The sequence below is a fragment of the Asticcacaulis sp. AC460 genome (assembly GCF_000495795.1).
GTDB lineage: Bacteria > Pseudomonadota > Alphaproteobacteria > Caulobacterales > Caulobacteraceae > Asticcacaulis.
Genome location: NZ_AWGD01000037.1, coordinates 130,321 through 154,392 on the forward strand (window position 1 = coordinate 130,321; position 24,072 = coordinate 154,392).

Annotated in this window: 22 protein-coding genes; 14 read left to right on the forward strand and 8 right to left on the reverse strand. The window is 62.5% G+C overall.

Going from position 1 to position 24,072, the window contains the following annotated elements:
* The first annotated feature begins 226 nt into the window (after window positions 1-226).
* Genes ABAC460_RS49240 through ABAC460_RS44575 form a run of 4 tightly spaced genes read left to right on the forward strand, consistent with a single transcriptional unit; the run spans window position 227 to window position 5,147 of the window.
* A complete protein-coding gene (locus tag ABAC460_RS49240; RefSeq protein WP_023455348.1) occupies window positions 227-2,398 on the forward strand; it encodes a glycoside hydrolase family 88 protein in 2,172 nt (723 codons plus the stop codon).
* 1 nt (window position 2,399) lies between these two features.
* Window positions 2,400-3,383, forward strand: a complete 984-nt coding sequence (locus ABAC460_RS44565) for a beta-propeller domain-containing protein (RefSeq protein WP_023455349.1) — start codon at window positions 2,400-2,402, stop codon at window positions 3,381-3,383.
* An 8-nt stretch (window positions 3,384-3,391) separates the two neighbouring features.
* On the forward strand, window positions 3,392-4,771 hold the full coding sequence (locus ABAC460_RS44570; protein ID WP_023455350.1) for a glycoside hydrolase family 88/105 protein: 1,380 nt from the start codon (window positions 3,392-3,394) through the stop codon (window positions 4,769-4,771).
* Between the two features lie 49 nt (window positions 4,772-4,820).
* Window positions 4,821-5,147 carry a hypothetical protein gene (locus ABAC460_RS44575; protein ID WP_023455351.1) on the forward strand — a complete coding sequence of 109 codons (327 nt, stop codon included), beginning with the start codon at window positions 4,821-4,823 and terminating at the stop codon, window positions 5,145-5,147.
* Window positions 5,148-5,149: 2 nt separating this feature from the next.
* Here the strand turns inward: ABAC460_RS44575 and ABAC460_RS44580 are convergent, their stop codons facing one another.
* A complete protein-coding gene (locus ABAC460_RS44580; RefSeq protein ID WP_023455352.1) occupies window positions 5,150-6,328 on the reverse strand; it encodes a LysR substrate-binding domain-containing protein in 1,179 nt (392 codons plus the stop codon).
* A gap of 105 nt (window positions 6,329-6,433) precedes the next feature.
* On the opposite strand from ABAC460_RS44580, the gene ABAC460_RS44585 reads away from it, so the two are divergent.
* From ABAC460_RS44585 to pobA, 9 genes are all read left to right on the forward strand, one after another.
* Window positions 6,434-7,123 (forward strand): 4-carboxy-4-hydroxy-2-oxoadipate aldolase/oxaloacetate decarboxylase, encoded by a 690-nt coding sequence (locus ABAC460_RS44585; RefSeq protein ID WP_023455353.1) that lies wholly within the window; start codon window positions 6,434-6,436, stop codon window positions 7,121-7,123.
* Window positions 7,120-8,187: a 4-oxalomesaconate tautomerase gene (locus ABAC460_RS44590; protein WP_023455354.1), complete on the forward strand. Its 1,068-nt coding sequence runs from the start codon at window positions 7,120-7,122 to the stop codon at window positions 8,185-8,187. The genes ABAC460_RS44585 and ABAC460_RS44590 overlap by 4 nt, the downstream gene beginning before the upstream one ends.
* The gene (locus ABAC460_RS44595) at window positions 8,184-9,044 is read left to right on the forward strand and encodes an NAD(P)-dependent oxidoreductase (protein WP_023455355.1); all 861 of its coding nucleotides are present in this window, start codon (window positions 8,184-8,186) and stop codon (window positions 9,042-9,044) included. The genes ABAC460_RS44590 and ABAC460_RS44595 overlap by 4 nt, the downstream gene beginning before the upstream one ends.
* Window positions 9,041-10,078, forward strand: coding sequence for an amidohydrolase family protein (locus ABAC460_RS44600; protein WP_023455356.1), 1,038 nt, complete (start codon window positions 9,041-9,043; stop codon window positions 10,076-10,078). Before ABAC460_RS44595 ends, ABAC460_RS44600 begins: the two co-directional genes overlap by 4 nt.
* 222 nt (window positions 10,079-10,300) lie before the next feature.
* Window positions 10,301-11,206, forward strand: coding sequence for an amidohydrolase family protein (locus ABAC460_RS44605; protein WP_023455357.1), 906 nt, complete (start codon window positions 10,301-10,303; stop codon window positions 11,204-11,206).
* Window positions 11,203-11,595, forward strand: coding sequence for a protocatechuate 4,5-dioxygenase subunit alpha (ligA, locus tag ABAC460_RS44610; RefSeq protein WP_023455358.1), 393 nt, complete (start codon window positions 11,203-11,205; stop codon window positions 11,593-11,595). Before ABAC460_RS44605 ends, ligA begins: the two co-directional genes overlap by 4 nt.
* Window positions 11,595-12,437, forward strand: coding sequence for a class III extradiol dioxygenase subunit beta (locus ABAC460_RS44615; protein WP_023455359.1), 843 nt, complete (start codon window positions 11,595-11,597; stop codon window positions 12,435-12,437). Before ligA ends, ABAC460_RS44615 begins: the two co-directional genes overlap by 1 nt.
* A gap of 4 nt (window positions 12,438-12,441) precedes the next feature.
* On the forward strand, window positions 12,442-13,386 hold the full coding sequence (locus tag ABAC460_RS44620) for a Gfo/Idh/MocA family oxidoreductase (protein ID WP_023455360.1): 945 nt from the start codon (window positions 12,442-12,444) through the stop codon (window positions 13,384-13,386).
* Window positions 13,387-13,482: 96 nt separating this feature from the next.
* Window positions 13,483-14,652: a 4-hydroxybenzoate 3-monooxygenase gene (pobA, locus tag ABAC460_RS44625; protein WP_023455361.1), complete on the forward strand. Its 1,170-nt coding sequence runs from the start codon at window positions 13,483-13,485 to the stop codon at window positions 14,650-14,652.
* Between the two features lie 340 nt (window positions 14,653-14,992).
* Here the strand turns inward: pobA and ABAC460_RS44630 are convergent, their stop codons facing one another.
* A complete protein-coding gene (locus tag ABAC460_RS44630) occupies window positions 14,993-15,367 on the reverse strand; it encodes a hypothetical protein (protein WP_023455362.1) in 375 nt (124 codons plus the stop codon).
* Between the two features lie 351 nt (window positions 15,368-15,718).
* Between ABAC460_RS44630 and ABAC460_RS44635 the strand changes: the two genes are divergently transcribed.
* On the forward strand, window positions 15,719-17,752 hold the full coding sequence (locus ABAC460_RS44635; protein WP_155914741.1) for a hypothetical protein: 2,034 nt from the start codon (window positions 15,719-15,721) through the stop codon (window positions 17,750-17,752).
* A 225-nt stretch (window positions 17,753-17,977) separates the two neighbouring features.
* Here ABAC460_RS44635 and ABAC460_RS44640 read toward each other — a convergent pair whose 3' ends face one another.
* The 6 genes from ABAC460_RS44640 to ABAC460_RS44665 form a co-directional block, all read right to left on the reverse strand.
* Window positions 17,978-18,808, reverse strand: a complete 831-nt coding sequence (locus tag ABAC460_RS44640) for a fumarylacetoacetate hydrolase family protein (protein ID WP_023455364.1) — start codon at window positions 18,806-18,808, stop codon at window positions 17,978-17,980.
* Window positions 18,808-19,689, reverse strand: coding sequence for a VOC family protein (locus ABAC460_RS44645; RefSeq protein ID WP_023455365.1), 882 nt, complete (start codon window positions 19,687-19,689; stop codon window positions 18,808-18,810). The genes ABAC460_RS44640 and ABAC460_RS44645 overlap by 1 nt, the downstream gene beginning before the upstream one ends.
* A gap of 179 nt (window positions 19,690-19,868) precedes the next feature.
* Window positions 19,869-20,303, reverse strand: a complete 435-nt coding sequence (locus ABAC460_RS44650; RefSeq protein ID WP_023455366.1) for a GlcG/HbpS family heme-binding protein — start codon at window positions 20,301-20,303, stop codon at window positions 19,869-19,871.
* On the reverse strand, window positions 20,296-21,795 hold the full coding sequence (locus ABAC460_RS44655; RefSeq protein ID WP_023455367.1) for a bifunctional 3-(3-hydroxy-phenyl)propionate/3-hydroxycinnamic acid hydroxylase: 1,500 nt from the start codon (window positions 21,793-21,795) through the stop codon (window positions 20,296-20,298). Before ABAC460_RS44655 ends, ABAC460_RS44650 begins: the two co-directional genes overlap by 8 nt.
* On the reverse strand, window positions 21,792-22,571 hold the full coding sequence (locus tag ABAC460_RS44660) for an alpha/beta hydrolase (protein ID WP_023455368.1): 780 nt from the start codon (window positions 22,569-22,571) through the stop codon (window positions 21,792-21,794). Before ABAC460_RS44660 ends, ABAC460_RS44655 begins: the two co-directional genes overlap by 4 nt.
* On the reverse strand, window positions 22,564-23,847 hold the full coding sequence (locus ABAC460_RS44665; RefSeq protein WP_031237413.1) for an amidohydrolase family protein: 1,284 nt from the start codon (window positions 23,845-23,847) through the stop codon (window positions 22,564-22,566). Before ABAC460_RS44665 ends, ABAC460_RS44660 begins: the two co-directional genes overlap by 8 nt.
* Window positions 23,848-24,072 lie beyond the last annotated feature (225 nt).

Below are 24,072 nucleotides of genomic sequence, written 5' to 3' on the forward strand. Positions count from 1 at the left end.
ATCATCGCCACCGGTGCAGTCCTGTTATCAGTTCCATAAATGGGTCTTAAGTTTCAATTATAGATACGATGGCCCGCCGCTATCGGGGTGAATACCTGTCCTGGGTTTGCCCTGTGGGTTCCGACTCCCCGTGGGAACTCCCAACTGGCCGCCTCCTTCCCGTGATAAGGAGGCGGTCCTTCTTTAAAACAGGCGCCGCAGAGCGCCGGCACAGGTGGAGGCGCGCATGAAATGGATGTCCTTGGCGGCAATGATCCTGCTGATCGCCATGCCCACCGCTGCCCAGACCCTGCCGGCCCGCGAAGAGGTTCTCGCCACCCTGAAACGCTCGGCCTCGGCCGAAGTGGCGCGCCTGAGCGAAATCGACGCCAACCCGACCCGCGGCCGCTGGGGCGCCAATACCAACTGGGTCTCGGCCACCTTCTTCGTCGGCGCCATGAAGTTGACCGAGGTCACTGACGCCCCGGACGTTCTGGACTACAGTCTGAAGACCGCCCGCCGTTACAACTACGGCCATCAGGGCGACGGCGCGCCGGTCCACCTGATCAATGCCGATGACCAGGCCATCGGCGACCTGTACCAGGCCATCTATCTGCGCACCGGCTCGCCCGGCGTCCTGCTGCCGCTCAAAACACGCCTCGACTACACCGTGCCCTACCTGACCCTGTCGCCCCAGCCGAAGAAGCTGGTCTGGTGGTGGTGCGACTCGCTGTTCATGGCGCCGCCGGTCCTGGCGCGCATGTCGGCCATCACCGGCGATCCGAAATATCTCCACGCCATGGACGTCCAGTGGTGGCGCACCTATGACCGCCTCTACGACCCCGACAACGACCTCTATGCCCGCGACGAACGCTTCATCGATCGCCGCTCGCCCAACGGCAAAAAGATCTTCTGGGCGCGCGGCGAAGGCTGGGTCCTGGCTGGCCTGGCCCGCGTCCTGGAGGTCATGCCGGCCGACTTCCCGACCCGCCCGCGCTATGTCGCCCTGTTCCAGGAGATGTCGGCCCGCATCGTCACCCTGCAACAGCCCGACGGCCTGTGGCGCGCCAGCCTGCTCGACACCGAAGCCTTCCCCGAGCCCGAAACCTCCGGCACGGCCTTTTACACCTATGCCATGGCGTTTGGCATCAATCACGGCTTGCTCGACCGCGACCAATACCTGCCCCACGTCCTGAAAGGCTGGGAGGGCCTGAACCGCTACCTGCTGCCCGACGGCCGGCTGGGCCAGGTCCAGACCGCCGGCGACCAGCCGGTCCCGACCAAACGCGAAACCACGGCTCTGTACGCCAGTGGCGGCTTTCTGCTGGCGGGGCTCGAAGTCGCCAACCTGGGCGAACCTACGACACCGCTCCCGCTTACCTTGCCGCAGCCACCGGCGCTCGACTACCACGCCAGCGACATGGCCAAAACCGTGATACCGGCTGACGCGACTCCCGAACAAAGGAAAGAACTCGACCGCCGCGAGGCCGAACGTGAGGCGGTCAGGGCCCTGGCTTTCGACCCGATGGTTGATGACCCGGCCTATGCCTCGCCCGTCGCCGTCAAATGGGTCGGCGAAAAGCCGCTGGCCCTCGTGCCGCCGACCGAAGCCGAAAAGCAGCCGCGCGCCGTGGTCCGCTTCGCCCCCGACCGTGCCGATGACATCCTGTGGGAGAACGATCGCGTCGCCCACCGCATCTACGGCCCGGCCCTGCAAACGATCGAGCCGCCCTCGGGTTCGGGGATCGATGTCTGGGCCAAACGCGTCCGCTGGCCCTTCATGGATCGCCAGCTCAAGACCAAGGCCTATCACAACGACCAGGGCGAAGGCCTCGACTACTACAACGTCAAGGCCTCGCGCGGTGGCGGCGGGCTCGGCATCTGGGACGACAACAAGCTGTGGGTGTCGCGCAACTGGTCGAACTACGAAATCCTCAAAAGCGGCGCCGACGTCGCGTCCTTCCGCGTCGACTACGCGCCGTGGCCGGTCGGGCCGGACCGCAAGGTGTGGGAGACCCGCACCTTCACCCTGCCGCTGGGCACCAGCTTCACGCGGATGCAGTCGACGATCAGCTCCGACAAGCCTGGCGACCTGATCGTGGCCATCGGCCTGGGCAAGGGCGCCACCGTGGCCGGCAAAGGCATCCTGCTGGCCGACAAGGTCAACGGCATCCTGGCTTACTGGGAACCCAATGATCCGGCGCATGGTGCGATCGGCACGGCCATTCGCGTCGACCCGGCCATGGTCGAAGCCATCACCGCCGACGCGGACAACAACCTGATCCTGATCCGCGTCAAACCCGGCAAGCCCTTCGTCTACTATATCGGTTCGGCCTGGGATCGCGGTCTGGACTTTTCCTCCCGCGAAGCCTGGGAAGCCTATTTCAAAGCCGAAAACCTCGATTTCATGGTCCAATGATATGAAGCCTTATCTACCCCTCCTGGCGCTTCTTCTGGCCCTGCCGGCCCACGCCCAGCCTCTGCCCGGCAAGGGACTGTCAGAGCATTCCTTCCTCTATTGCGGCGAATACGAGCACAATGCCGATCAACAAACCCTGCACCTGATCCGCGACGGCCGCGAAGTGTGGAGCCACGCCATCAAGTTCCGTGTCATGCGCCATGAAAAGCCGGACATCCAGGAGCTGGGCGACTGCACCCTGCTGTCGAACGGCAACATTATCTTCACAACCCGCTTCGGTGCGGCCGAGATTACGCCGGACAAGACCATCGTCTGGGAATATTTCGGCCCCGACCACACCGAAATCCACTCGCTTCAGCCGCTTGGTCTTGACCGCGTCTTGCTGGTCCAGAACGGCAATCCGGCCAAGGCCCTGACCATCGACAAAAAGACCAACACCGTCGTCGCGACCTTCATCGTGCCGGTCGGCCAGCCCGACAATGTCCATGGCCAGCTCCGCCGGGTGCGGCTGACGGCGGCCGGCACCTACCTGGTTGCCCACATGGACAGGAATCTGGTCGCCGAATACGATCCCGCCGGCACGCTTATGTGGTCGACCGAGGTGGCGTCACCCTGGGCTGCCGTCCGCCTGAAAAACGGCAACACCCTGATCTCCTCCAACAAGGGCTTCGTCCGCGAAATCACTCCCGCAGGCGCGGTCGTCTGGGACTTCACCCGTGAAGACGCCGCCGCCTTGGGTTACGACCTGCGCAACGTCCAGGAGGTCACCCGCCTGGACAACGGCAATACGATCGTGACCAACTGGGTGGCCGGGGCTATAAAGCCGGTCGACTGGCCGCAAACGGTCCAGGTCTTTGAGGTGACGGCGCGAAAACAGGTCGTCTGGGCCTTGCGCGAATGGGCGGCGCCGAACCTGGGACCGGCAACTTCGATCCAGCTTCTCGATCAGCCGGGCCTGGCCGAAAATGGCGACCTGCAGCGTTAGGAGAGCAGATGAGGATTTCCGTCTTCGCCCTGGCGCTGGCCGCCACCCTGTCCTGTGCCGCCGCACATGCGCAAACGGCCAAACCCGTGGCCGGCATCGAGGAAGCCTGGCTAACACCGCTGCCGCGTCCGAACCTGGCCTTCGACCCCAACACCCTTCCACCGCGCCAATCCGTCCGCGACGCCCTCGACTATGTCGCCTCCGCCCAGATCGCCGATATGAGCCGCCGCCCGATCCAGATGGCGACCGGCAGCAACCTGACCGAAATCTCGTCCAACTGGGTGGCGGCGGCCTTCTATGTCGGTGCGGCGCGATGGGCGCGCGTGTCGGACAATCCGCGCACCCTGCAATTCCTCACCGCCACCGCTGAACATTACAACTACGCCTTCCGCGGCGCCCGCTCGCAACGCAGTCTGCTCAATGCCGACGATATCGCCATCGGCGACCTCTATGCCGAACTCTACAGCCGCCGCGGCCAGCCCGGCGTCCTGATGCCGCTGCAGCAACGCCTCGACTTCCAGGTGCCGCACCTGGCCCGTACCGAGGAAACCCCGGCCCTGATCTGGTGGTGGTGTGACGCGCTGTACATGGCGCCGCCGGTCCTGGCGCGGATGTCGGCCATCACCGGCGATCCGAAATACCTGGATGCCGCGGACAAGGAATGGCGACGTACCGCAGCCCGCCTGTGGGTCGAAAACGACCGCCTCTTCCTGCGTGACGAACGCTTCAAGGAACGCACCGGCCCGACCGGCAAGCCGATCTACTGGGCGCGTGGCAATGGCTGGGTGATGGGCGGCCTGGCGCGGCTGCTCGAATCCATGCCGGCCGACTATCCCGACCGCCAATTCTACGTCACGACCTTCCAGAAGATGTCTGGCCGCATCATCGAGCTGCAGCAAGCCGACGGCCTGTGGCGCGCCGATCTGAACGCCCCGCAAGCCTTCCCGGAAGCCGAAACCTCGGGCTCGGCCTTCTTCGTCTATGCCCTGGCCTGGGGGATCAATCACGGCCTGCTGGACCGCGCCACCTACCTGCCGCATGTGACGAAGGGCTGGGCGGCGCTCAACCGCCAGATACTGCCCAACGGCCTGGTCGGCGCGGCGCAGAAGACCGGCGACCGTCCCGTCCCCACCGATCCCAACGACACGGGGCCCTATGTCACCGGCGCCTACCTCCTGGCCGGTATCGACGTCATGGACCTGCACGGTCCCGTCCAGACCCTGCCGGAAGCCGAGCCGGTCCGCGATTCCCCTGAGGTCATCACAGCCACCACGCCGGTGCCGCCACCCCCGGCAACCATTGTCGGTGACGCCGAAAAAGCCCGCCGCGCCGATGAGGTCAAGGCAACCCGTGCCCTGGCCTACGACCCGGAAAACCCCAGGCCGTAGTCACGAGGACGCCGGTTGTGATAGGGTATTCCGCTCAGGGGAGGCGGACATGAACGATAAGGGCGATTTTCTGGAACGTCAGCCGGCGCGCGCCAGGGGGTGGTGGGTGGTTGCCCTCATCCTGTTCGCCGTGATGGTTATCATGAACCTGATCGTTGTGCCCGACGTTGTGAAGCGGGATCTGACGGCCCAGGCGCCGGGCGCCGAACCGACCTATGCCTATACCCTAAGGTCCCGACGCAGTCCCGTCGACCGGACGATCCGGGTGTCCCAGACGGATATGGCCATCCTGGTCGGCCGCGACATCATGTTTGTCGTCTCCATGGTGGCTTTGGTAGGCGCCCTCGCTGTGACAGTAGGGGAGCGTCGGCGGTAAAATCATCGAAAGCTGTCTGAAAGTTCCTTCAAAAGGCTCGCATGCAGCCGGGTCGGCGCAAACCCCGCCCGTGTCGTGATGCCGATGGCCCGCGTCGAACCGGTCAGGGGCGGCCCCATGATCTTCAACAGGCCCTGGCGGATTTCGTAATCGACCTGCCGCGCCGACAGCAGCGCCGCCATATCCGTCCGCAGCAACAGCGCCCGCGCCGCCACCAGCGAAGCGCATTCCACCACCCGCTGCGGCGGGTTCAGGCCCTTATTAGCCATGAACTGCTCGAACACGATCCGCCCCGGCGTGCCCGGCCGCGGCAGGATCCAGGCCAGGCTGTCCAGTTGCGCTGGCGTCAGCTTGTCGCGGTCGCTGTCGAAGCCCGGCGCAAAGGGATGATCCGCCCGGACCACAATCGTCAGTGGATCATCGAACAGGTGGCTCTGCGCGATCAGCTTCGACGGCGCCGGATCGCGCAACGCCCCCAGGATAAAGTCGATCTGGCCATGCAACAGATCGTGCAGTTGCGCCTCATACGGCCCGTCGATGATGCGAATGCGGGCATCGGGATAGTCCGCCAACGTCGCCGCCACCGCGTCGGGCAGCCATCCCGACCGCGCCAGGGGCAGGGCGCCGACCGTCACCGTACCGGCCACCCGGCCCTGGACCTCGCGGATTTCGTCCAGCCCCATCTGCAGTTCCGCCTGGTACAATGCAAAATGCCGCGCCAGTTCGCGCGCTTCCGGCGTCGGCTGGTCCTGCATCAGCGCAATCCCGCACAGCGTCTCCAGTTCGCGCACCGACCGGTGGACGCTGGGCTGGGAGATGTCGAGCCGCCGCGCGGCTTCCGAAAACGATCCGGCCTGGATGACGGCTGCCAGCGCCCGCATCTGGGCGCCGGTCACCAGCCGCGTCAAAGGCACCCGCGTCCGCCGCGCGGCGATCAAACCTTCGGCGTCCTTCAGGTGATCCAGCGCCCGGCGCACCCGGCCGACAAACACCGAACCTTCCGCCGTCGCCGTCATGCCCTTCGACGTGCGCAGGCACAGCGCGGCCCCGACATCGCCTTCCAAAGCCGTCACCGCCGCGGTCACCGACGGTTGGGCCATATGAATATGGTCGGCGGCCTTCAGCGCGCTGCCGTAACGGCAGACGGCCTCGAAGGCCAGCAGGCGGCGGTGTCGAAACATGGTGTCTCACATAAGCTATAGCCAAAACCTATAGCACGGCGCGCGTTTCGATCTAACGCCTATCGCGCGTCCGGGCGCATAAATCGTCCCGAACAGGAGCCCGCCATGCCCGTCGTCGTTACCGATATCCGCCGCCCAGATCCCGCCGCCTGCGCCACGCTTGCGCGGCACGGCGTCGCCACGGTGCACGAAGCGCAGGGCCGAACCGGCCTGATGAACGCCGACATGCGCCCCATCTTCCCGGCGGCGATCGCGGGGCCAGCGGTGACGGTCGAACTGCCGCCCGGCGACAACTGGATGATCCATGTTGCCGTCGAACAGTGTCAGCCCGGCGATATCCTGGTGGTCAGCCCGACCTCGCCCAGCGAAGACGGCTATTTCGGCGACCTGCTGGCGACCTCGCTGAAGGCGCGCGGCGTCAAGGGCCTGATCATCAATGCCGGCGTGCGCGACACCGCCACCCTGGAAGAGATGGGCTTCCCAGTCTGGTCCAAGGCCGTCTATGCCCGCGGTTGCGTCCGCGCCACGCTCGGCAATGTCAACACGCCGGTCGTCTGCGCCGACGCCCTGGTCCGCCCCGGCGACGTCATCGTCGCTGATCGCGATGGCATCTGCGTCGTGCCGATCGAAAAGGCATCCGAAATCGCCGCCAAGGCCGATGCCCGCGCCGCCTCCGAAGAAGCCCGCCGCGTCCGCTTCGAAAATGGCGAACTGGGTCTCGACATCTACGACATGCGCCAGAAGCTGAAAGACCTGGGCTTGACCTATGTCAGCCAGGCGGACTACGGCAAATGAGCCAGCGCGCCATCCCGGCCTGCCTGATGCGCGGCGGCACGTCGAAGGGGCTCTATGTTCTGAAAGACGACCTGCCGGCCGACATCGTCGTGCGCGATCGGGTGCTTCTGGCAGCCCTTGGTTCGCCCGATGCCCGTCAGATCGACGGCGTCGGCGGCGCTCACCCCTTGACCTCAAAGGTCGCCGTGGTGTCGAAATCCGACCGACCCGACGCCGATATCGATTACCTCTTCCTGCAGATATTCCCCGACAAGGCCATCGTCACCGACCAGCAGAACTGCGGTAACATCCTGGCCGGCATCGGGCCCTTCGCTATCGAACGCGGCCTGATCGCGGCGACCAGCGATGTCACCAACGTCCGCATCCATATGATCAATACGGCGTCGATCGCCGTCGCCACCATCGAAACCCCGGGCGGCCAGGTCAATTACGAAGGTGCCGCCCGCATCGACGGCGTGCCGGGCAGCCATGCCCCCATCATGCTGAACTTCCTCAATGTCGCCGGCTCGTCCTGCGGCGCCCTGCTGCCGACAGGCAACGCGATAGACGAGATCGACGGCGTCGCGGTCACCCTGATCGACAACGGCATGCCGGTGGTGGTGATGCAGGCGGCCGATTTCGGCCTGACCGGCACCGAGACGCCCGAAGAGATCGAAAATAATGCTCAGGTCCGTGCTCGCGTCGAAGCCATCCGCTTACAGGCCGGACCGCTGATGAATCTCGGCGATGTCGTCAAGGCGTCGGTGCCGAAAATGACCCTGATATCGCCGGCCCGCAACGGCGGGGACGTATCGACCCGCACCTTCATTCCCCATCGCGTCCACGACGCCATCGGCGTCCTGGGCGCCGTCAGCGTCGCCACGGCCCTGGCACTGAAGGACGGCATTACCGGCGCCAAGACCTTCGAGATCGAGCATCCGACCGGCTTCTTCAGCGTCGAGATGGAAATCGAAGGCGCCGGCGAAACCCTGAAGGTTACCCGCTCGGCCCTCCTGCGCACCGCCCGCATGCTGATGCGCGGCGAGGTCCTGGTGCCGGCCTCGATCTGGCCGGAGGTCGCATGATCCAGACCGTCGCCCTGATCGGTTTCGGCGAGGTCGGCAAAGTCGTGGCCGCCGACCTGCCAGCCCACCTCACCGTCACTGTCTTCGACACCCATGCCACGAAACTGGACATGCCCGGGCGCGCCACCGCCTGTGGCAGCGCCGCCGAAGCCTGCCGAGACGCCGATCTGGTGATCAGCGCGGTGACGGCGGCGCAAACCCTTGCTGCCGCCCAATCGGTGCTGCCCGGCCTGAAGCCCGGCGCCTGGTACATGGACCTCAATTCCGCCTCTCCGGAAGCGAAGGTCGCGGCGGGGCGCACCATTGCCTCCGCCACCGGGCGCTATGTCGAGACGGCGGTCATGTCGCCGATCGAGCCGAAACGCCTGGCCTCGCCCATGCTGCTGGGCGGGCCGTGGGCGCAGGACTTCGCCGCCGTCATCCCGGCCCTGGGCTTTACCGGTGCGCAATTCTATTCAGATGTCCCCGGCAAGGCCTCGGCCACCAAGCTGTGCCGCAGCGTCATGATCAAGGGCCTGGAAGCCCTGATCTCGGAGTCTCTCCTGTCGGCCCGCCACTACGGTGTCGAGGACACGGTTCTGGAAAGTCTGAACAATCTGTTCCCGCACCCCGACTGGCCTGGCTACGCCCGCTACATGATCTCGCGCACCCTGGAGCACGGCACGCGCCGCGCCGAGGAGATGGAAGAGGCCGCCCTGACGGTAGCCGGCGCCGGCCTGACGCCGTGGATGTCCCTGGCCACCGTCGAGCGCCAGGCCTGGGCGCCCGACCATGCCGACGCGCTGAAACACACCGACCTGAAGGCGATGCTGGACGGCATCCGCCAACACCTGAACCACAAGGACGCGGCCGAATGAGCCTCGAAAAACCCCTGATCATCGACTGTCACGGTCACTATACGACCGCCCCGGCGCCGCTGACCAACTTCCGCGACGCCCAGGTGGCGCATTTCAAGGATCCGCTGAAGCCGGCACCCGAAGGCGTCGTGGTCTCCGACGATGAGATCCGCGAAACCATTGAAAAAAACCAGCTCAAGCTGCTGAAAGAACGCGGCGCCGACATGACGATCTTTTCGCCGCGCGCCTCGGTCATGGGGCCGCATATCGGCGACGAAGCCGTGTCCAAGCGGTGGACGGTCGAGAGCAACAACATCATCAAGCGCGTGGTCGACCTGTTTCCGGAGACCTTCATCGGCGTCTGCCAACTCCCCCAATCACCCGGCGTGTCGCTGGCCGGTTCGATCGCCGAGCTGGAACGCTGCGTCGATATGGGCTTTGTCGGCTGCAACCTGAACCCCGATCCGTCGGGCGGCCATTTCAGCGCCCCGCCGCTGTACGACAAATACTGGTATCCGTTCTTCGAGAAGATGATCGAGCTGGACGTGCCGGCCATGGTCCACGTCTCGGGCTCGTGCAATCCGGCGTTTCATGCCACCGGGGCCTACTACATAAATGCCGACACCACGGCTTTCATGCAGTTCATCGAAGGCGACCTGTTCAAGGATTTTCCGGAACTGCGCCTGATCATTCCGCATGGCGGCGGCGCGGTGCCCTACCACTGGGGGCGCTATCGCGGCCTGGCCGACATGCTGAAAAAGCCGGCCCTGCGCGACCACGTCATGAAGAACGTCTATTTCGACACCTGCGTCTACCACCAGCCGGGCATCGACCTGCTGTTCCAGGTGATCGACACGAAGAACATCCTGTTCGGCTCGGAGATGGTCGGGGCGGTGCGCGGCATCGATCCGGAGACCGGCTTCTATTTCGACGACACCAAACGTTATGTCGACGCGCTGACCATCTCGCCGGAAGCCAAATACCAGGTCTTCGAAGGCAATGCCCGCCGGGTCTATCCACGGTTGGATGCGGCTCTGAAGGCGAGGGGGCTGTGATGGTTGGTCTAGGCAATCTTATCCTCCCCCGCTTGCGGGGGAGGTGGCGAGCGAGCGAAGCCGAAGGCGTAGCAAGTCGAGACGGAGGGGGCGTTACGAGCTCCGAGCTTCCGGCTCCCCCTCCGCTTCGACGCGCTTCGCTTTTCAAGCTCGCTCGCTCAGCACCTCCCCCGCAAGCGAGGGAGGATAAGAAAGATCGATCCCTCGGGAAAAGGGACTTCCATGGATAGCGCGACCCCCACCTTCACCAAGGACGCCGACTGGCTCGACTGGTGCGCTAACCCGTCGAAACCAAAGTTCCAACTCCCGGCCGGAGCGGTCGACGCCCACTGCCACGTCTTCGGCCCGGGCCATCTGTTCCCCTTCGCGCCTGAACGCAAATACACCCCTTGCGACGCCTCGTGGGAACAACTGTTTGCCCTGCGCGACCACCTCGGTTTTGCCCGCAACGTCATCGTCCAGGCCACCTGCCATGGCGCCGACAACCGCGCCCTGATCGACGCCATTGCCCGCTCCGACGGCAAGGCGCGCGGCGTCGCCACGGTCAAACGCTCTATCGCCGACGAAGAGCTCCACGCCCTCCATGAAGGCGGCGTCCGCGGTGTCCGTTTCAACTTCGTCAAACGCCTGGTCGACGCCCTGCCATTCGACAGCCTGACCGAAATCGCCGAACGCATCGCCAAACTGGGCTGGCACATCGTCATCTATTTCGAAGCCGACGACCTGAAGGAATACTTCAAATTCTTCACCGACCTGCCGACGACCGTGGTGGTCGACCATATGGGCCGGCCGGACGTCTCCAAGGACGCTTTCGGCCCCGACTTCGATCTGTTCGTCAAACTGCTGGAATACGACAACTTCTGGTGCAAGACGACCTGCCCGGAACGCCTGAGCAAGGCTGGCCCGCCCTATGATGACGTCGTGCCCTTCGCCAAACGCATCGTCGAAGCCTTCCCGGGCCGGGTCATCTGGGGCACCGACTGGCCGCACCCCAACATGAAGTCGCACATGCCCGACGACGGCCACCTGGTCGACTTCATCCCGCGCATCGCCACCACGGAAAGCCTCCAGAAGAAGCTCTTAGTCACCAATCCCATGCGGCTCTACTGGCCGGAGGAAATCACGTGACTAAGAGACCCTATGACGATGTCCCCGGCACGACCGTCTTCGACGAACGCATGTCGCGCAAGGGCTACCATCTCAACCAGTTCTGCATGTCGCTGATGAAGCCGGAGAACCGCGAGCGCTTCAAGGCCGACAACCGCGCCTATCTCGACGACTGGAAGATGACCGAGGACCAGAAGCAGGCCGTCATCGACCGCGACTATAACCGCATGCTGTCCTTGGGCGGCAACATCTACTTCCTCGCCAAGATCTTCGCCAGCGACGGCCTGAGCTTCCAGTACGCCGCCTCGACCATGACCGGCGTCAGCGAGGAAGAATACCTGAAGATGATGCTGGCCGGCGGCCGCAGCCCCGACGGCAACCGCTACAAGCACGAATGGGAGAAGGAGTAATGGCCCGCATCACCGCAGGCGTCGCCACCTCGCACGTGCCGGCCGTGGGCCGCGCCATCGATACCGGCCAGACCCGGAACGACTATTGGAAACCCATGTTCGACGGCTTCGAGTTTTCCAAAAAATGGGAAGAGTCCGAAAAGCCCGATGTCGTTTTCCTGGTCTATAACGACCACGCCACAGCCTTTTCGCTCGACTTCATCCCGACCTTTGCCATCGGCGTCGCCGAGGACTATGCCGTCGCCGACGAAGGCTTCGGACCGCGCCCGGTCCCTCACGTCGAAGGCCATGCCGACCTGGCCTGGCACATCGCCGCCAGCGTCATCCAGCAGGATTTCGACCTGACCCTGGTGAACAACATGGCGGTCGACCACGGCCTGACCGTGCCGCTGTCGCTGATGTTCGGCCAGCCCGAAGCCTGGCCATGCAAGGTCATCCCCTTCGCCGTCAACGTCGTGCAATACCCGGTGCCCTCCGGCCGCCGCTGCTACAACCTGGGCAAGGCCATCCGCAAGGCCATCGACAGTTTCGATGAGGACCTGAACGTCCAGATCTGGGGCACGGGCGGCATGTCGCACCAGCTTCAGGGGCCGCGCGCCGGCCTGATCAACCAACCCTGGGACCAGGCCTTCCTCAGCGACATCGTCGATAACCCTGAACGCCTCATCGCCATTCCGCCCGAAGACTACATCCGCGAAGCCGGTTCCGAAGGCATCGAACTGGTCATGTGGCTGATCATGCGCGGGGCGCTGGACGACCAGGTCACCGAACTGCACCGGCATTACCACGTGCCGGCCTCCAACACGGCCATTGGCCACATTATTCTGAAAAACGGGAAGTGACATCATGAAAATCGCTCTGGCCGGCGCCGGCGCCTTCGGCATCAAGCATCTGGATGGATTGAAGAAAATTGACGGCGTGGAAGTCGTTGCCCTGGTCGGCCGCCGGCGCGAACCGACTCAGGAGGTCGCCGACAAGTACGGCATCCCCCACGTCTTCACCGAGCTGGAAGACGCCCTGGCCCTGTCCGAAGTCGACGCCGTCATCCTGTGCACCCCCACCCAGATGCACGCCGCCCAGGCCATTGCCTGCATGAAGGCCGGCAAGCATGTCCAGGTCGAAATCCCCTTGGCCGACACATGGCAGGACGCCCAGGACGTGCTCGACACCCAACAAGCCACCGGCCTGATCTGCATGGTCGGCCACACCCGCCGCTTCAACCCGTCGCACCAGTGGGTCCATAAGCGCATCGAATCCGGCGAACTGAAGCTCCAGCAGATGGACGTCCAGACCTACTTCTTCCGCCGCACCAATATGAACGCCTTGGGCCAGCCGCGGTCTTGGACCGACCACCTGCTGTGGCACCACGCCGCCCACACGGTCGACCTGTTCGCCTACCAGGCCGGTTCGCCCGTCGTGAAGGCCAACGCCGTCGAAGGCCCGCATCACCCCGACCTGGGCATCGCCATGGACATGTCGATCCAGCTCAAGGCCGCCAACGGCGCCATCTGTACCCTGTCCCTGTCGTTCAACAATGACGGCCCGCTGGGGACCTTCTTCCGCTACATCGGCGACACCGGCACCTATATCGCCCGCTACGACGATCTGGTCGACGGCAAGGAACAGCCGATCGACGTCAGCCAGGTCGATGTCTCGATGAACGGCATCGAGCTTCAGGACCGCGAATTCGTCGCCGCCATCCGCGAAGGCCGCGAACCCAACAGCTCCGTCGCCCAGGTCCTGGCCTGCTACAAGGTGCTGCACGACCTCGACCAGCAGCTCCAAGCCTGACCACAAAACAACGGGACAAGCCTCATGTCCAAAAGTGGCCAGAAACTTTCTTAGGCACTTTTTGGATAAACATGAGGCGTCAAAAGAGGATCATCCATGCAAACCCAACGCACCCAGGTGGTCATTGTCGGCGGCGGAGTCGCCGGGCTGATGCTGTCGCAACTGCTGCATGTCGAAGGCATCGACTGCATCATCCTGGAACGCCAGACCCGCGCCTATACCGAAGCCCGCATCCGCGCCGGCGTGCTGGAATACGGCACGGTCGACCTGCTGCGGCGGGTGGGGGTGAACGGCCGCATGGACCGCCAGGGCCTGCGCCACGAAGGCTTCCTGCTGATGGACGACGGCGAAGCCTTCCGCATCGACCTCCACAGCCTGGCCGGCCAGGACGTCATGGTCTACGGCCAGACTGAAATCACTATCGACCTGATGGACGCCTGCGTTGAACGCGGCGTGCCGATCGTTTTCGAAGCGGCCGACGTCGAACTGCACGACATCGACGGCGCGCCGTGGGTCAGCTACCGCCACGACGGCAGCGACCATCGCATCGACTGCGACTTTATTGCCGGCTGCGACGGCTTCCACGGCGTCAGCCGCCGAACCATGCCCGACGCTGCGGCGCACTGCATCGAAAAGGTCTATCCCTTCGGCTGGCTGGGCATCCTGGCCGACGTGCCGCCGATGGACCACGAACTGATCTATTCCAACCACGAACGCGGCTTTGCCCTGGCCAGCCAGAGGTCGGCGACGCGCAGCCGCTACTACATCCAGTGCGAGTCGTCGGAGAAGATCGAGGACTGGTCCGACGACCGGATCTGGGACGAACTGGCGACGCGGCTGGGCGACGACGGCCGGATCACGCGCGGCCCGTCGCTCGAAAAAAGCATCGCCCCGCTGCGCTCCTTCGTCTGCGAAAAGATGCAGCATGGCCGGCTGTTCCTGGCCGGCGACGCGGCGCACATCGTGCCGCCGACGGGCGCCAAGGGTCTGAACCTGGCGGCTTCGGACGTGGCCTACCTGGCCGACGGTCTGATCGGCTATTACAAGCGTGGTGACGAAGCGGGGCTGGAAGGCTACACGGCGCGCGCCCTGAGCCGCATCTGGAAGGCGGAACGGTTCTCGTGGTCGATGACGCAACTGACGCATCGTTTTCCGGGGATGTCGGTGTTTGACCGCAAGATGCAGAAGGCCGACCTGAACTACATCCGCAGCAGCCCGGCGGCCCAAACCGCCATAGCTGAAAACTATATAGGTTTACCCTTGTAGTCGCAGGGCTGGAAGTGAACCCAACTTCTCCTCCCCACGTGTGGGGAGGGGGACCCCGAAGGGGTGGAGGGGTATCTTAAAGATATCAAAGGCGAGGGGCCTCGGGCCCCTCGACCCAATAACTGCCCGGACCCGGCAACCACTGCGCGCCAAATCCGCGGAGCGATATAAAAAAGCCAGCAATATAAATAACTTAATCCCTCCCCGTTATACGGGGAGGTGGATCATTTGCTGGAAGCAAATGAGACGGTGGGGGATTTGGCCCGCCGGTGGTTCTGTCGCCGACGGTCTCTTAGTGGCCAACCACGGGCAAACGACGCAGACCCCAACCTTACAAACCCTACCGCCCCGCCACCGAAAACACCGTGACACCATTGCCCTGCGCAGCCTTCGTACCATCATCCGCGATCGACCTGATTATGCGGGTAAAATCGCCATCATCCGGCCCTGTATCGCAGCAGCCGTAATGCGCCAACCTTACGCTGACCGTCCGGCCGACGCTGCCGTGGCACAAAGCCTCTTCGGTTGAATATCCCAACACCTTGCCATTGGCATGAAGAAAGCAGCCCTCCTGGAGATTCCCCTGCGGATCGATCACCGGCGCGGAGACCTTCTCTATCCGCACCTTGGCGAAGGTTTCGAGCGGCCCGGCGCAATCTGCGAAAGCGCCCGTCGCCAGCATCAGTACCGGCAAACTCAATACGACAAGTCTCATGGCCGCCTCTCGTATCCTCGTGCGTCTTTGATTTTCACGGAAATCTGTCGATTTGGTGGCTAGACGACGGCCGGCCCGCCGTTGAATATTATCGCAAATGATAGGCGTTCCCGGAATTTCGGGCTCGGTCGTTTGTGAAGAGCACGAGCATATCTAAGCGGCCTAGCGGGTTTTAAGACGCAGGTCTTCTTTTTGAAGGTGTAAGCGATCGAGTGTCATCGATATTCCAGTGTCTCTCGCTTTCTCTCTCTTTCTCGAATATGGGTTGAAATGTTTCGACTCGCGCCTTGATGGCGAATTAATTGGGTGTTAGGAAAAAACCATAACGCCAATTTGGGGTATTGTCGTGCCATGGTTACGAAGTCGAGGCTGCTGCTTGCACTGAATAAGGCGCAACTCCTACTGGCATTCGTTCTCGCTGGTTCGTCAGTCGCGTTGCATCTCCGGGAGGTACTAAGCGGCTCAGCAACTGCGCTAAAAATTGCAGCAATTCTGAACTACACGGCACCATTGTTAGCAATATTGTTTGTGCTAATATTAATACAAAAATTTCGACGGACGTCATTTGCGACGTTGATTGTCTGCTTCGTCTTTTTTTGCGCGACGTTGATTTGTGAATTGTCTGCTATACCGCGAACTGTTCATTTAGCGACGCTCCTTTTTGCACTATTTTTAATGCTTATATTTTTAAGAGTTGGAGCATTGCCTTATGCTATTCTGGCAGTGGGTAGCGGAACACTTGTCGGATTGTCTATGGAAAGCATTCTGGTCGGCGTTGGGGCGGCAGCGGGTTTTGGCGGTCTCATTTTCATCGCCAATTATCTTGTACAACTCGTGCTTGATCACCAGCACGAGTGGAGAAGACTCAAAAGTCTATTCGCAAATCTACCAAGAAAAAAAATTGCCGCTCTCGCATTTATACTGTGGTTGCCGTCGGCAGCGCTTGTGCTCGCTGGACTGGTAATAAACTGGCAAATTCAGACACGGCTTGTAGAGGCGTTGTACGCCGGGAAGTTGATAGATTTGGCCCCAGCTGACTACACCGACCCTTCTGGTCGCACAGGTATTGAAAAAGACACATACTTCACCATTGATAGTCGCGAAAAGCGCACTCAAGAGCGATTCAATGCGGACTTGACCGCGGCGCAGGCTAATGGCGATCACAAACTCTCGCAATTTCCTGGAATTTTTTCTTCCGTATTAGAGGTCGCACGGCCCCCCCAAATCGACAGGTACAAAGCTTGCAAAGGTGCGAATGTTCCTATCCGCATCTTAGGTAAGAAGCTAAACATAGGCTTCAAGACAATTTGTCGGAGTATGATCGGCTCAATAGAAGCTATGATCATGGCGAGCTATGAGCGAAATAGGCGTGCCGCTGAACTATTTGCGAGCGACGAAATAAAAAAGATACGCCAGGCTGGTGCAGATGGGGTGTCAGCCATAAGTACAATTGGATCAAATGCGATTCATAAGACCTACGAAAATTACAGAAATTTGGCAGGTGTGGTCTTCACATTACTGCTAGTTCTCTCATTAATTTCATATGTGCTCCTAGCGACAGCCCTAATAGGGAGCTTCAACATTGTACTCGGCCGCCTCCTTTTTGATGCGAATCTTAAGGTTCGAGACGATACAAACTCCCTCCTAGCTACTTTTCGCCTCGATCCTCAACCGGGTGATGCAATCCCCCTTAAGTACAGTTTATCTGATGAAATCAATCTTAAGAAGATTTCGCAAGATCATGAAGGCGTAAATTCTTGGTTTGTTAGTTTGGATGCCATGCGTGTAGGCGCTGGCGCGCATATGTGCTTATCATTGCCATGCCCCATTTTCTCTATTCCCCAACGGCTAGTTTCCAGACGCTATTTTATGTCGCGCATAGATGTAGCGTCGAAGGCGGTACGGCAGGCTCCAGACGCACACGCACCAGTAATCTCTATGAAAGGAGATTTAAAGCTTGTCTGCATTGAGATTGTTGAGGGGCAAGAGGTGGTATTTCATGTTGGGCAATTATTAGCATTCACGAATGGAGTGCGCCTTCAATCGATTTACACCGCACATTTGTCCACCCACCTCGTAGGTCTAGGCTCATTTTACTCGATTGCACGTGGCAGTGGCTTTCTGGTGCTAGTGCCAGAGGGAGCTGATGTCATGAAGGTGAGCAAAGGTCTCGCAGCCCCCCCGGCCACGCTCCTTGCGTGGGACAGACGAACAGAGTTCCGGCTTGCTCAAGAAACTTCTGTCATGGGGATATGGCTAAACGAGCCATCCGTGGTATCCGAATCTGTTAGGGGTGCTGTAATATTGGATCAGGGAGCCGGAGGTAAGACCGGTTTATTGGGGCGTTTGTGGCATTTGTTTCGATATCTATTTATGCCATTTTAGTAATATTTAGTCGCCAATTAACGTTGCTGTCTATGGGCAGCGTAAAAGCGAAACCCTATTCTGCCTTAATTTATTTTGAGAAGGAGAGGTCTGTTCCGTCAAAGATCAAGTACAGTTGGTATGGGTTGTCACAGTTAGAATTTCAGCACGACCTAAACGATCACACAATTTAGTTGCCCTCAAGGCAACAAAAAAAACGCCGGACCTCCCGGCCCGGCGCTTTCTCTACATTACCTCATCTGCGATCGTGTTCTTCAACAACCCGACCCCGGTGATATCGACCTCGATCACATCGCCCGGCTTCATCCACACCGGCGGTTCGCGCTTGGCGCCGACGCCGCCCGGCGTGCCCGTCAAAATCACATCCCCCGGATTGAGCGTCGTAAACCCCGACAGGTAGCTGATGATTACCGGCAGCGGGAAAATCAGGTCGCCCAGGGTGGCTTCCTGCATCACCTGGCCGTTCAGCCGCGACACCACCTTCACCGCCTCCAGGTCCGTAATCTCATCCGGCGTCACCAGCCACGGCCCCAAAGGCGCCGTGCCGGGGAAGTTCTTGCCCGGCGCGAACTGCGTCGTGTGCCATTGCCAGTCGCGCACCGAGGCATCGTTGGCGCAGGCGAAACCCGCCACATACGACATGGCGTCGGCTTCCGAGATATGCCGGCCGGTCTTGCCGATCACCAGGGCCAGCTCGGCCTCGTAATCCAGGCTGGTCGAGTTGACCGGCCGCACAATCGCGTCCCCATCGGCGATCAATGTATCGGCAAAGCGCAGGAAGATCGACGGGTGACCGACCTTGGCGCGGCCGGTTTCGGCGCGGTGGGTTTCGTAATTGTGCCCGACGCAAAAAATCTTGCTCGGGTTGGGGATGACCGGCAGCAGCTTGACGTCGCTCAAGGCAATCGTGGCGTGGGCGGCGGGATGGCCCAGCCGGCCTTCGGCGATCGCTGTCTTCAGGTCGCCGCCAAAAAACGCGCCCAGATCCGACACATGGTCGCCTTCGACATGGCCCCAGCTGTCGCGGCCGTTATGGTGGTAGGATATGTACTTCATTAAACCTTCTCCAGCAGCGGGGCGTAGGTAAACACCTTCTCGGCCTTGGCCAGAGCCCCGAAATCCTTGTCCGAAATGCCCCACTGATCGATCCGGTTCGGCGGCCAGGTCCAGTCCTGCGGGGAACCGACGGGGTAGTCGTCGGCGATGACCTCGACGGCGGTCGAATATTCGACGACCGCGCCGAAGGGTGAGATAAAATAGGCGTAGACATTGGCGCCCGGGCCGTGGCGGCCAGGGCCCCAGGCGGGTGCTGCGCCATGGTCGCGCATCCGGCCGATGCCGCGCATGACGGCGTCCATGTCCTCCATCTCAAACGCAATGTGGTTCAGCGAGGGATAGCCGGCGCGGGCAAACGCCACGCTGTGGTGCGAGGCCGAGCAGCGCACGAACACCATGCCGCGCGTGCGGTCGGAGACCTTGAAGCCCAGGGCGCGTTCAGCCATCTCGGCGGTGGCTTCAGCGTCGGCCGAGTTCATCACCACGTGGGTCAGCTTGACCGGCAGGTCGCGGCCGGCGATGGGATCGACGCGGGTGGTGCCGCTCAGGAAACGGAAGACCTCGCCTTCGGGCAGGCGGACCAGGATACCTTGGCCGGCGCCCGGATCGCGTGAGACGGTATCGACGACCATCAGGCCAGAGGTTTTCGCGGCCAAACGGATGGCGTCGATGGTGGCCGAATCGGCTTCGAAGGTGGTCGACAGGACGTGCGACGCTTCGCCTTCGGTGAGCGAGACCAGGTAGGGGAAGCTGCCCGACCCGCGCAGGTAGGAGGTGACGCCGACGATTCCGGCGTCGGCCAGTCCCCACCGGTTGAGGAAGAAGTCGCGTGCCGCGGCGGCGTTGGGCAGGGTGAGCTCGATGCTGCGCAGGGTGATCATGGGTTAGGTTCCGGTGTGTGTGCGGCGGACGTCGATGGGAAGATACCCCTCCACCCCTTCGGGGTCCCCCTCCCCACAGGTGGGGAGGAGAAGCGTGGGGAGATGTGGCATTTCTCCTCCCCATTTCATGGGGAGGGGGACCGCGAAGCGGTGGAGGGGTATTCTTGCCGTCCGCATACTCAAGCTCCCGTATCGAAAGCGAGACCCGCGGCTTCACAGCCCGCGACCGCACACAGTTCGTCGTTGTCGCCCGTATCGCCGCTGATCCCGACCGCGCCGATGACTTCGCCCGCAGCATTGCGTAGCAAAACCCCGCCGGGAGACGGCGCCATGCCGCCTTCACTGACCGCATACAAGGCGGCATAGAAACCCGGATTACCCGCAGCCCGCTTGGCGAGATCACGCGTGCCATAGCCCATGCCGATAGCGCCGGCGGCCTTGGCATGGGCGATATCCAAACGCAGGAAGCCGGCGCCATCCTCGCGCTCGGACGCGATCGGGCGGGCACCGACGTCCAGCACCGTGACGGCCAGCGGCGACAAGCTGCGCTCACGGGCGGTTTTCAACGCGGTCGCGATGATGGTCCGGGCATGGGACAGACTAAGGTCAGGCATGAAGACGCAGCTCCTGAGGGGCAAGTTGGGCGCTCAACAGGTCGAGCAGATGATCGGCGGTTCCCCAGCCATAAACATAACGATCCGGCCGCAGCAGAACGGCTTCGGCCTGATGCCGGTCGAGCGCGTCGCCCAAGGCGCCGGTCGTATCGAACGCGGCGTCGACGACCTGTTGCGCGATCCCAAGCTGGCCAATCAGCGGATGCTCGACCGCCCGGCGGCTCAGCAGCACAAACCCGCGCGGCATAATGTCATCCAGCAACCGGCCATCGGCGACACGCGGTTGCACAAAGCGTTCACCCGCACCTGGCGCAACCAGACCCTGGGCATAGGGCGCAATCAGGTCCGCGGCGGTGGCGATGTCCTGGCCTTCGCGTTGACGGCGGCGCAAGGTCTCATCACGCTCAGAAGCCTTGGCCGGATCCAGCTCGCAGATATAGCGGCCGGCGGCGACGGCAGCGCCGATGACGTGGCGCACCTGGGGCTCGCGCTCCGGCTGATAGGTGTCCAGCACACTGTCACCCGCCAACCCGCGCAACACCAGATCCAGCTTGAAACTCAGATTGGCGGCATCACGCAACCCATGGCACATGCCCTGGCCGAAGAAGGGCGGAGTCTGGTGCGCGGCATCTCCGGCCAGGAAGACCGGACCCTGACGCCATTGCTTGGCCACCCGGGCGTTGAACCTGTAGGTCGCCGTCCTCACAATCTCATAGGCACAGCCCTGCAACCACGGCCCGATCAATCCCTCGATCGACGCCGGCTCGACAATCGCGGTTTCGCTTTCGCCGGGCAGCAGCATGAACTCCCACCGCCGGTGCGCGCCACGCCCCGGAACGATGGTCGCCGGCCGTCTGGGATCGCAGGTCATGACCGAAAGCTGCTGCGGGTCGGCGCCGGCGGGCAGGGACGGGATGGCCGGGAAGCTGATAGGCCCGTCGACATTGGCGTCGACCACCAGCCAGGCTTCTTCGAACAGCAGGTCTTCCAACTCTATGCCCAAGCCTTCACGCGTCGGGCTGCGCGCGCCGTCGCAGGCAATGATGTATCGCGCGCGTAAACGCCGGTTGCCGGCAATAACCTCGTCACCTTCGACGGTCGCCCGCACACCCTGGATAAACTCGACATTGCCGAACCGCCGAAAACCGTCACGCAGCGCGGCTTCCAGCTCCGGCTGATAGAAGAAATAGTCGTTGGCCCAACCATACGGCCGCGGCTTCCCGGCACTGCCCATATAGCGGATGACGTCGCCGTCGGCGCCCAGGTGCATATGGCCCTGGGTCTCGCGCATGTGCGGCAACAGGCTCTCGGCCAGGCCCAGATTCTGGAACAGCCGCATCATCTCATGATCGATATGGACGGCGCGCGGCAAGGTAAAAACGTCGGTAAACTGGTCGACGATGGCGACGGCATGCCCGGCCTGGCCCAGCAGGTTGGCGGCGGTGGCCCCCACCGGGCCGCAGCCGATAATGATCACATCGAAGTCGCTCACGGCGTCACCAGAAACTGTTTTACAAAGGCGAGAAGGCGAGGGGCGACGAAGGCGCAATGGCTGGTCGGGTCGGTCATGTCTTCGGACGAGAACCACAGATGCCCGGCGCCCGGCACGATGACCGTCTGCACCAAGGCCCCGGCCTGGCGCAGCCGCAAAGCGAACCCTTGCGTCTGAGCCACATCGATATCGTCGTCGTGGTCGCCATGGATCAACTGCACGCGCAACGACCGCGCCGCATGGGTGACATGGCTGATCGGTGAGGCGTCGAAATAGCGCTTCGGATCATCCAAAGGCGTCCCGCCAAGCATCCGCACCGTCGGATTTTCCGCCGCCGGCAGGTTCTTGATCAGGTCGGCCTGCCAGTGGCTGACCAGGTCATAACAACCATAGACCCCGACCAGGACCCGCACCGAACCGCTCAACGCCGCCAGGGCCGACAGATGCGCCCCAGCCGACGCGCCCAACAATCCGATCCGCGACGTATCCAACCCGTGCGCCGGACCGGACGCCTGGACCCAGCGCAACGCCGCCAGGACATCGTTCAGGTTCTCCGGCCACGCTGGTCCTGACGTCGTCAACCGATAGCTGACGGCCAGAACGGCCACGCCATGCTGCGCAAAAAACCGGCCCCATTGCGCCAACGCTTTTGGCGAACCACGCCGCCAGCCGCCGCCATGGACGGCGACCAGGACCGGATGCGGGCCGGTCCCTTCCGGCAGATACAGATCTCCACTGACGTTGCGCGTCGGGTCGAGGACAAGGGTCTCAGGCATGCTCGTCCCGCGTCGGAACAGCGGCGAGGCTACGGCCGGGCAGGGTGCATTTGTGGAACTTGCCGCCCTTCATGATGGCCAACAGGTTGGCCTTGTTCTGCAACAACCGGACGTCGCGGGTGACATCGCCATTGACCAGCAGGATGTCGGCCAGGAACCCCGGCTTGATCTGGCCGATATCCAGCTCCATCAACTCGCCGCCCAGTTTGGTGGCGGCGACCAGGACCTCTTTCTGCGTATAGCCGAACAGATCGACGAAGTGTTGCAGGTCGCGGGCATTGGTGCCGTTGGGATTGAACGGGAAGCCGTAATCGCCGCCGATCAGCACGCGGACTCCGCGGCGCTTCAGCTCGGGGATCAGCACCTTGGCCTTTTCGATGACCGGCTTGGCCATCTCTTTCATCGACGACATGTCGATATGCGGCGGCGGATTGGCTTCCAGCGTGGCGACGATGACGCCGATGGCCGGCGCCATGAAGATCTCGTCCTTGCGCGCCACCAGCATGTCGACGGCTTCGTTGTCGGCATAGGTGCAGTGATAGATGACACGGACGCCGGCGCGCATGCCCATCTTGACGGCGTCATTGCCCTGGGCGTGCGCCGATAGCGGAATACCGGCTTCACGCGCGGCCTGGCCGGCGGCCTGGGCCTCTTCCTCGGTGCACATCAGGTGGTGCGAGCTGCCCGGATGCAGGGCGTCTTCGCCGGACAGAACCAGTTTCACCTGGTCGATGCCCATCGATTTGCACTTCTTGATGAAGCCGCGCATGGCGTCGGGCCCGCGGCCGTGATTGACGGCGCCGGGAGCGGTTTCGTCCTCGTCCGGGCTGCGTTCCAGGGTCGAGGCGCGCAACCGCGGACCGGGCAGGTAGCCCTTGTCGATATTGTCGCGGATGACGACCTCGATGCGCTCGGACAAGGCGCCGGCGCTGTAGGCGCTGGTGAACCCCGAATCGAGCAGGATGCGGGCGTTCTGGGCCGTGACGATCATCATTTCTTCGATCGGCAGGACGAATTCCGGCACGAAGCGCTCGGTCGAGGACGGCCAGGTGATGTGGGCGTGGGCCTCGGTCATGCCGGGCATCAGGGTGGCGCCGCCACCATCGATGACCTCGGCGCCATCCTCGCTGATCTTGGGGTCGCGCTTGGCGAAAAAGCCGTCGGGGCGCCTGGCGACCTTGGTGATGCGGTCGCCTTCGATGAGGACTTCGCCGGGGAACAGGTCGCTGCCCGAACCGTCGAAGATACGGACATTTTTGAATAAAATACGCTTCACGGGCTTCATCCACTGCTGAGCGGCGCATCAGGGCGCCGTCTTGTTGTCAGCATTTTTATGGACGAAGTCGGGGGGCGGCGATAATTCAATCGGCCCATATGACCCATAAGCGGTATTTATGGGCGGGGACCATATAACCGACGGAGATGACAGCTACTTCTCCTCTCCACGAAGTGGGGAGCAACCATGTGGCTATGCCTTGACGGCCGTCCACGGGGTTTGGCA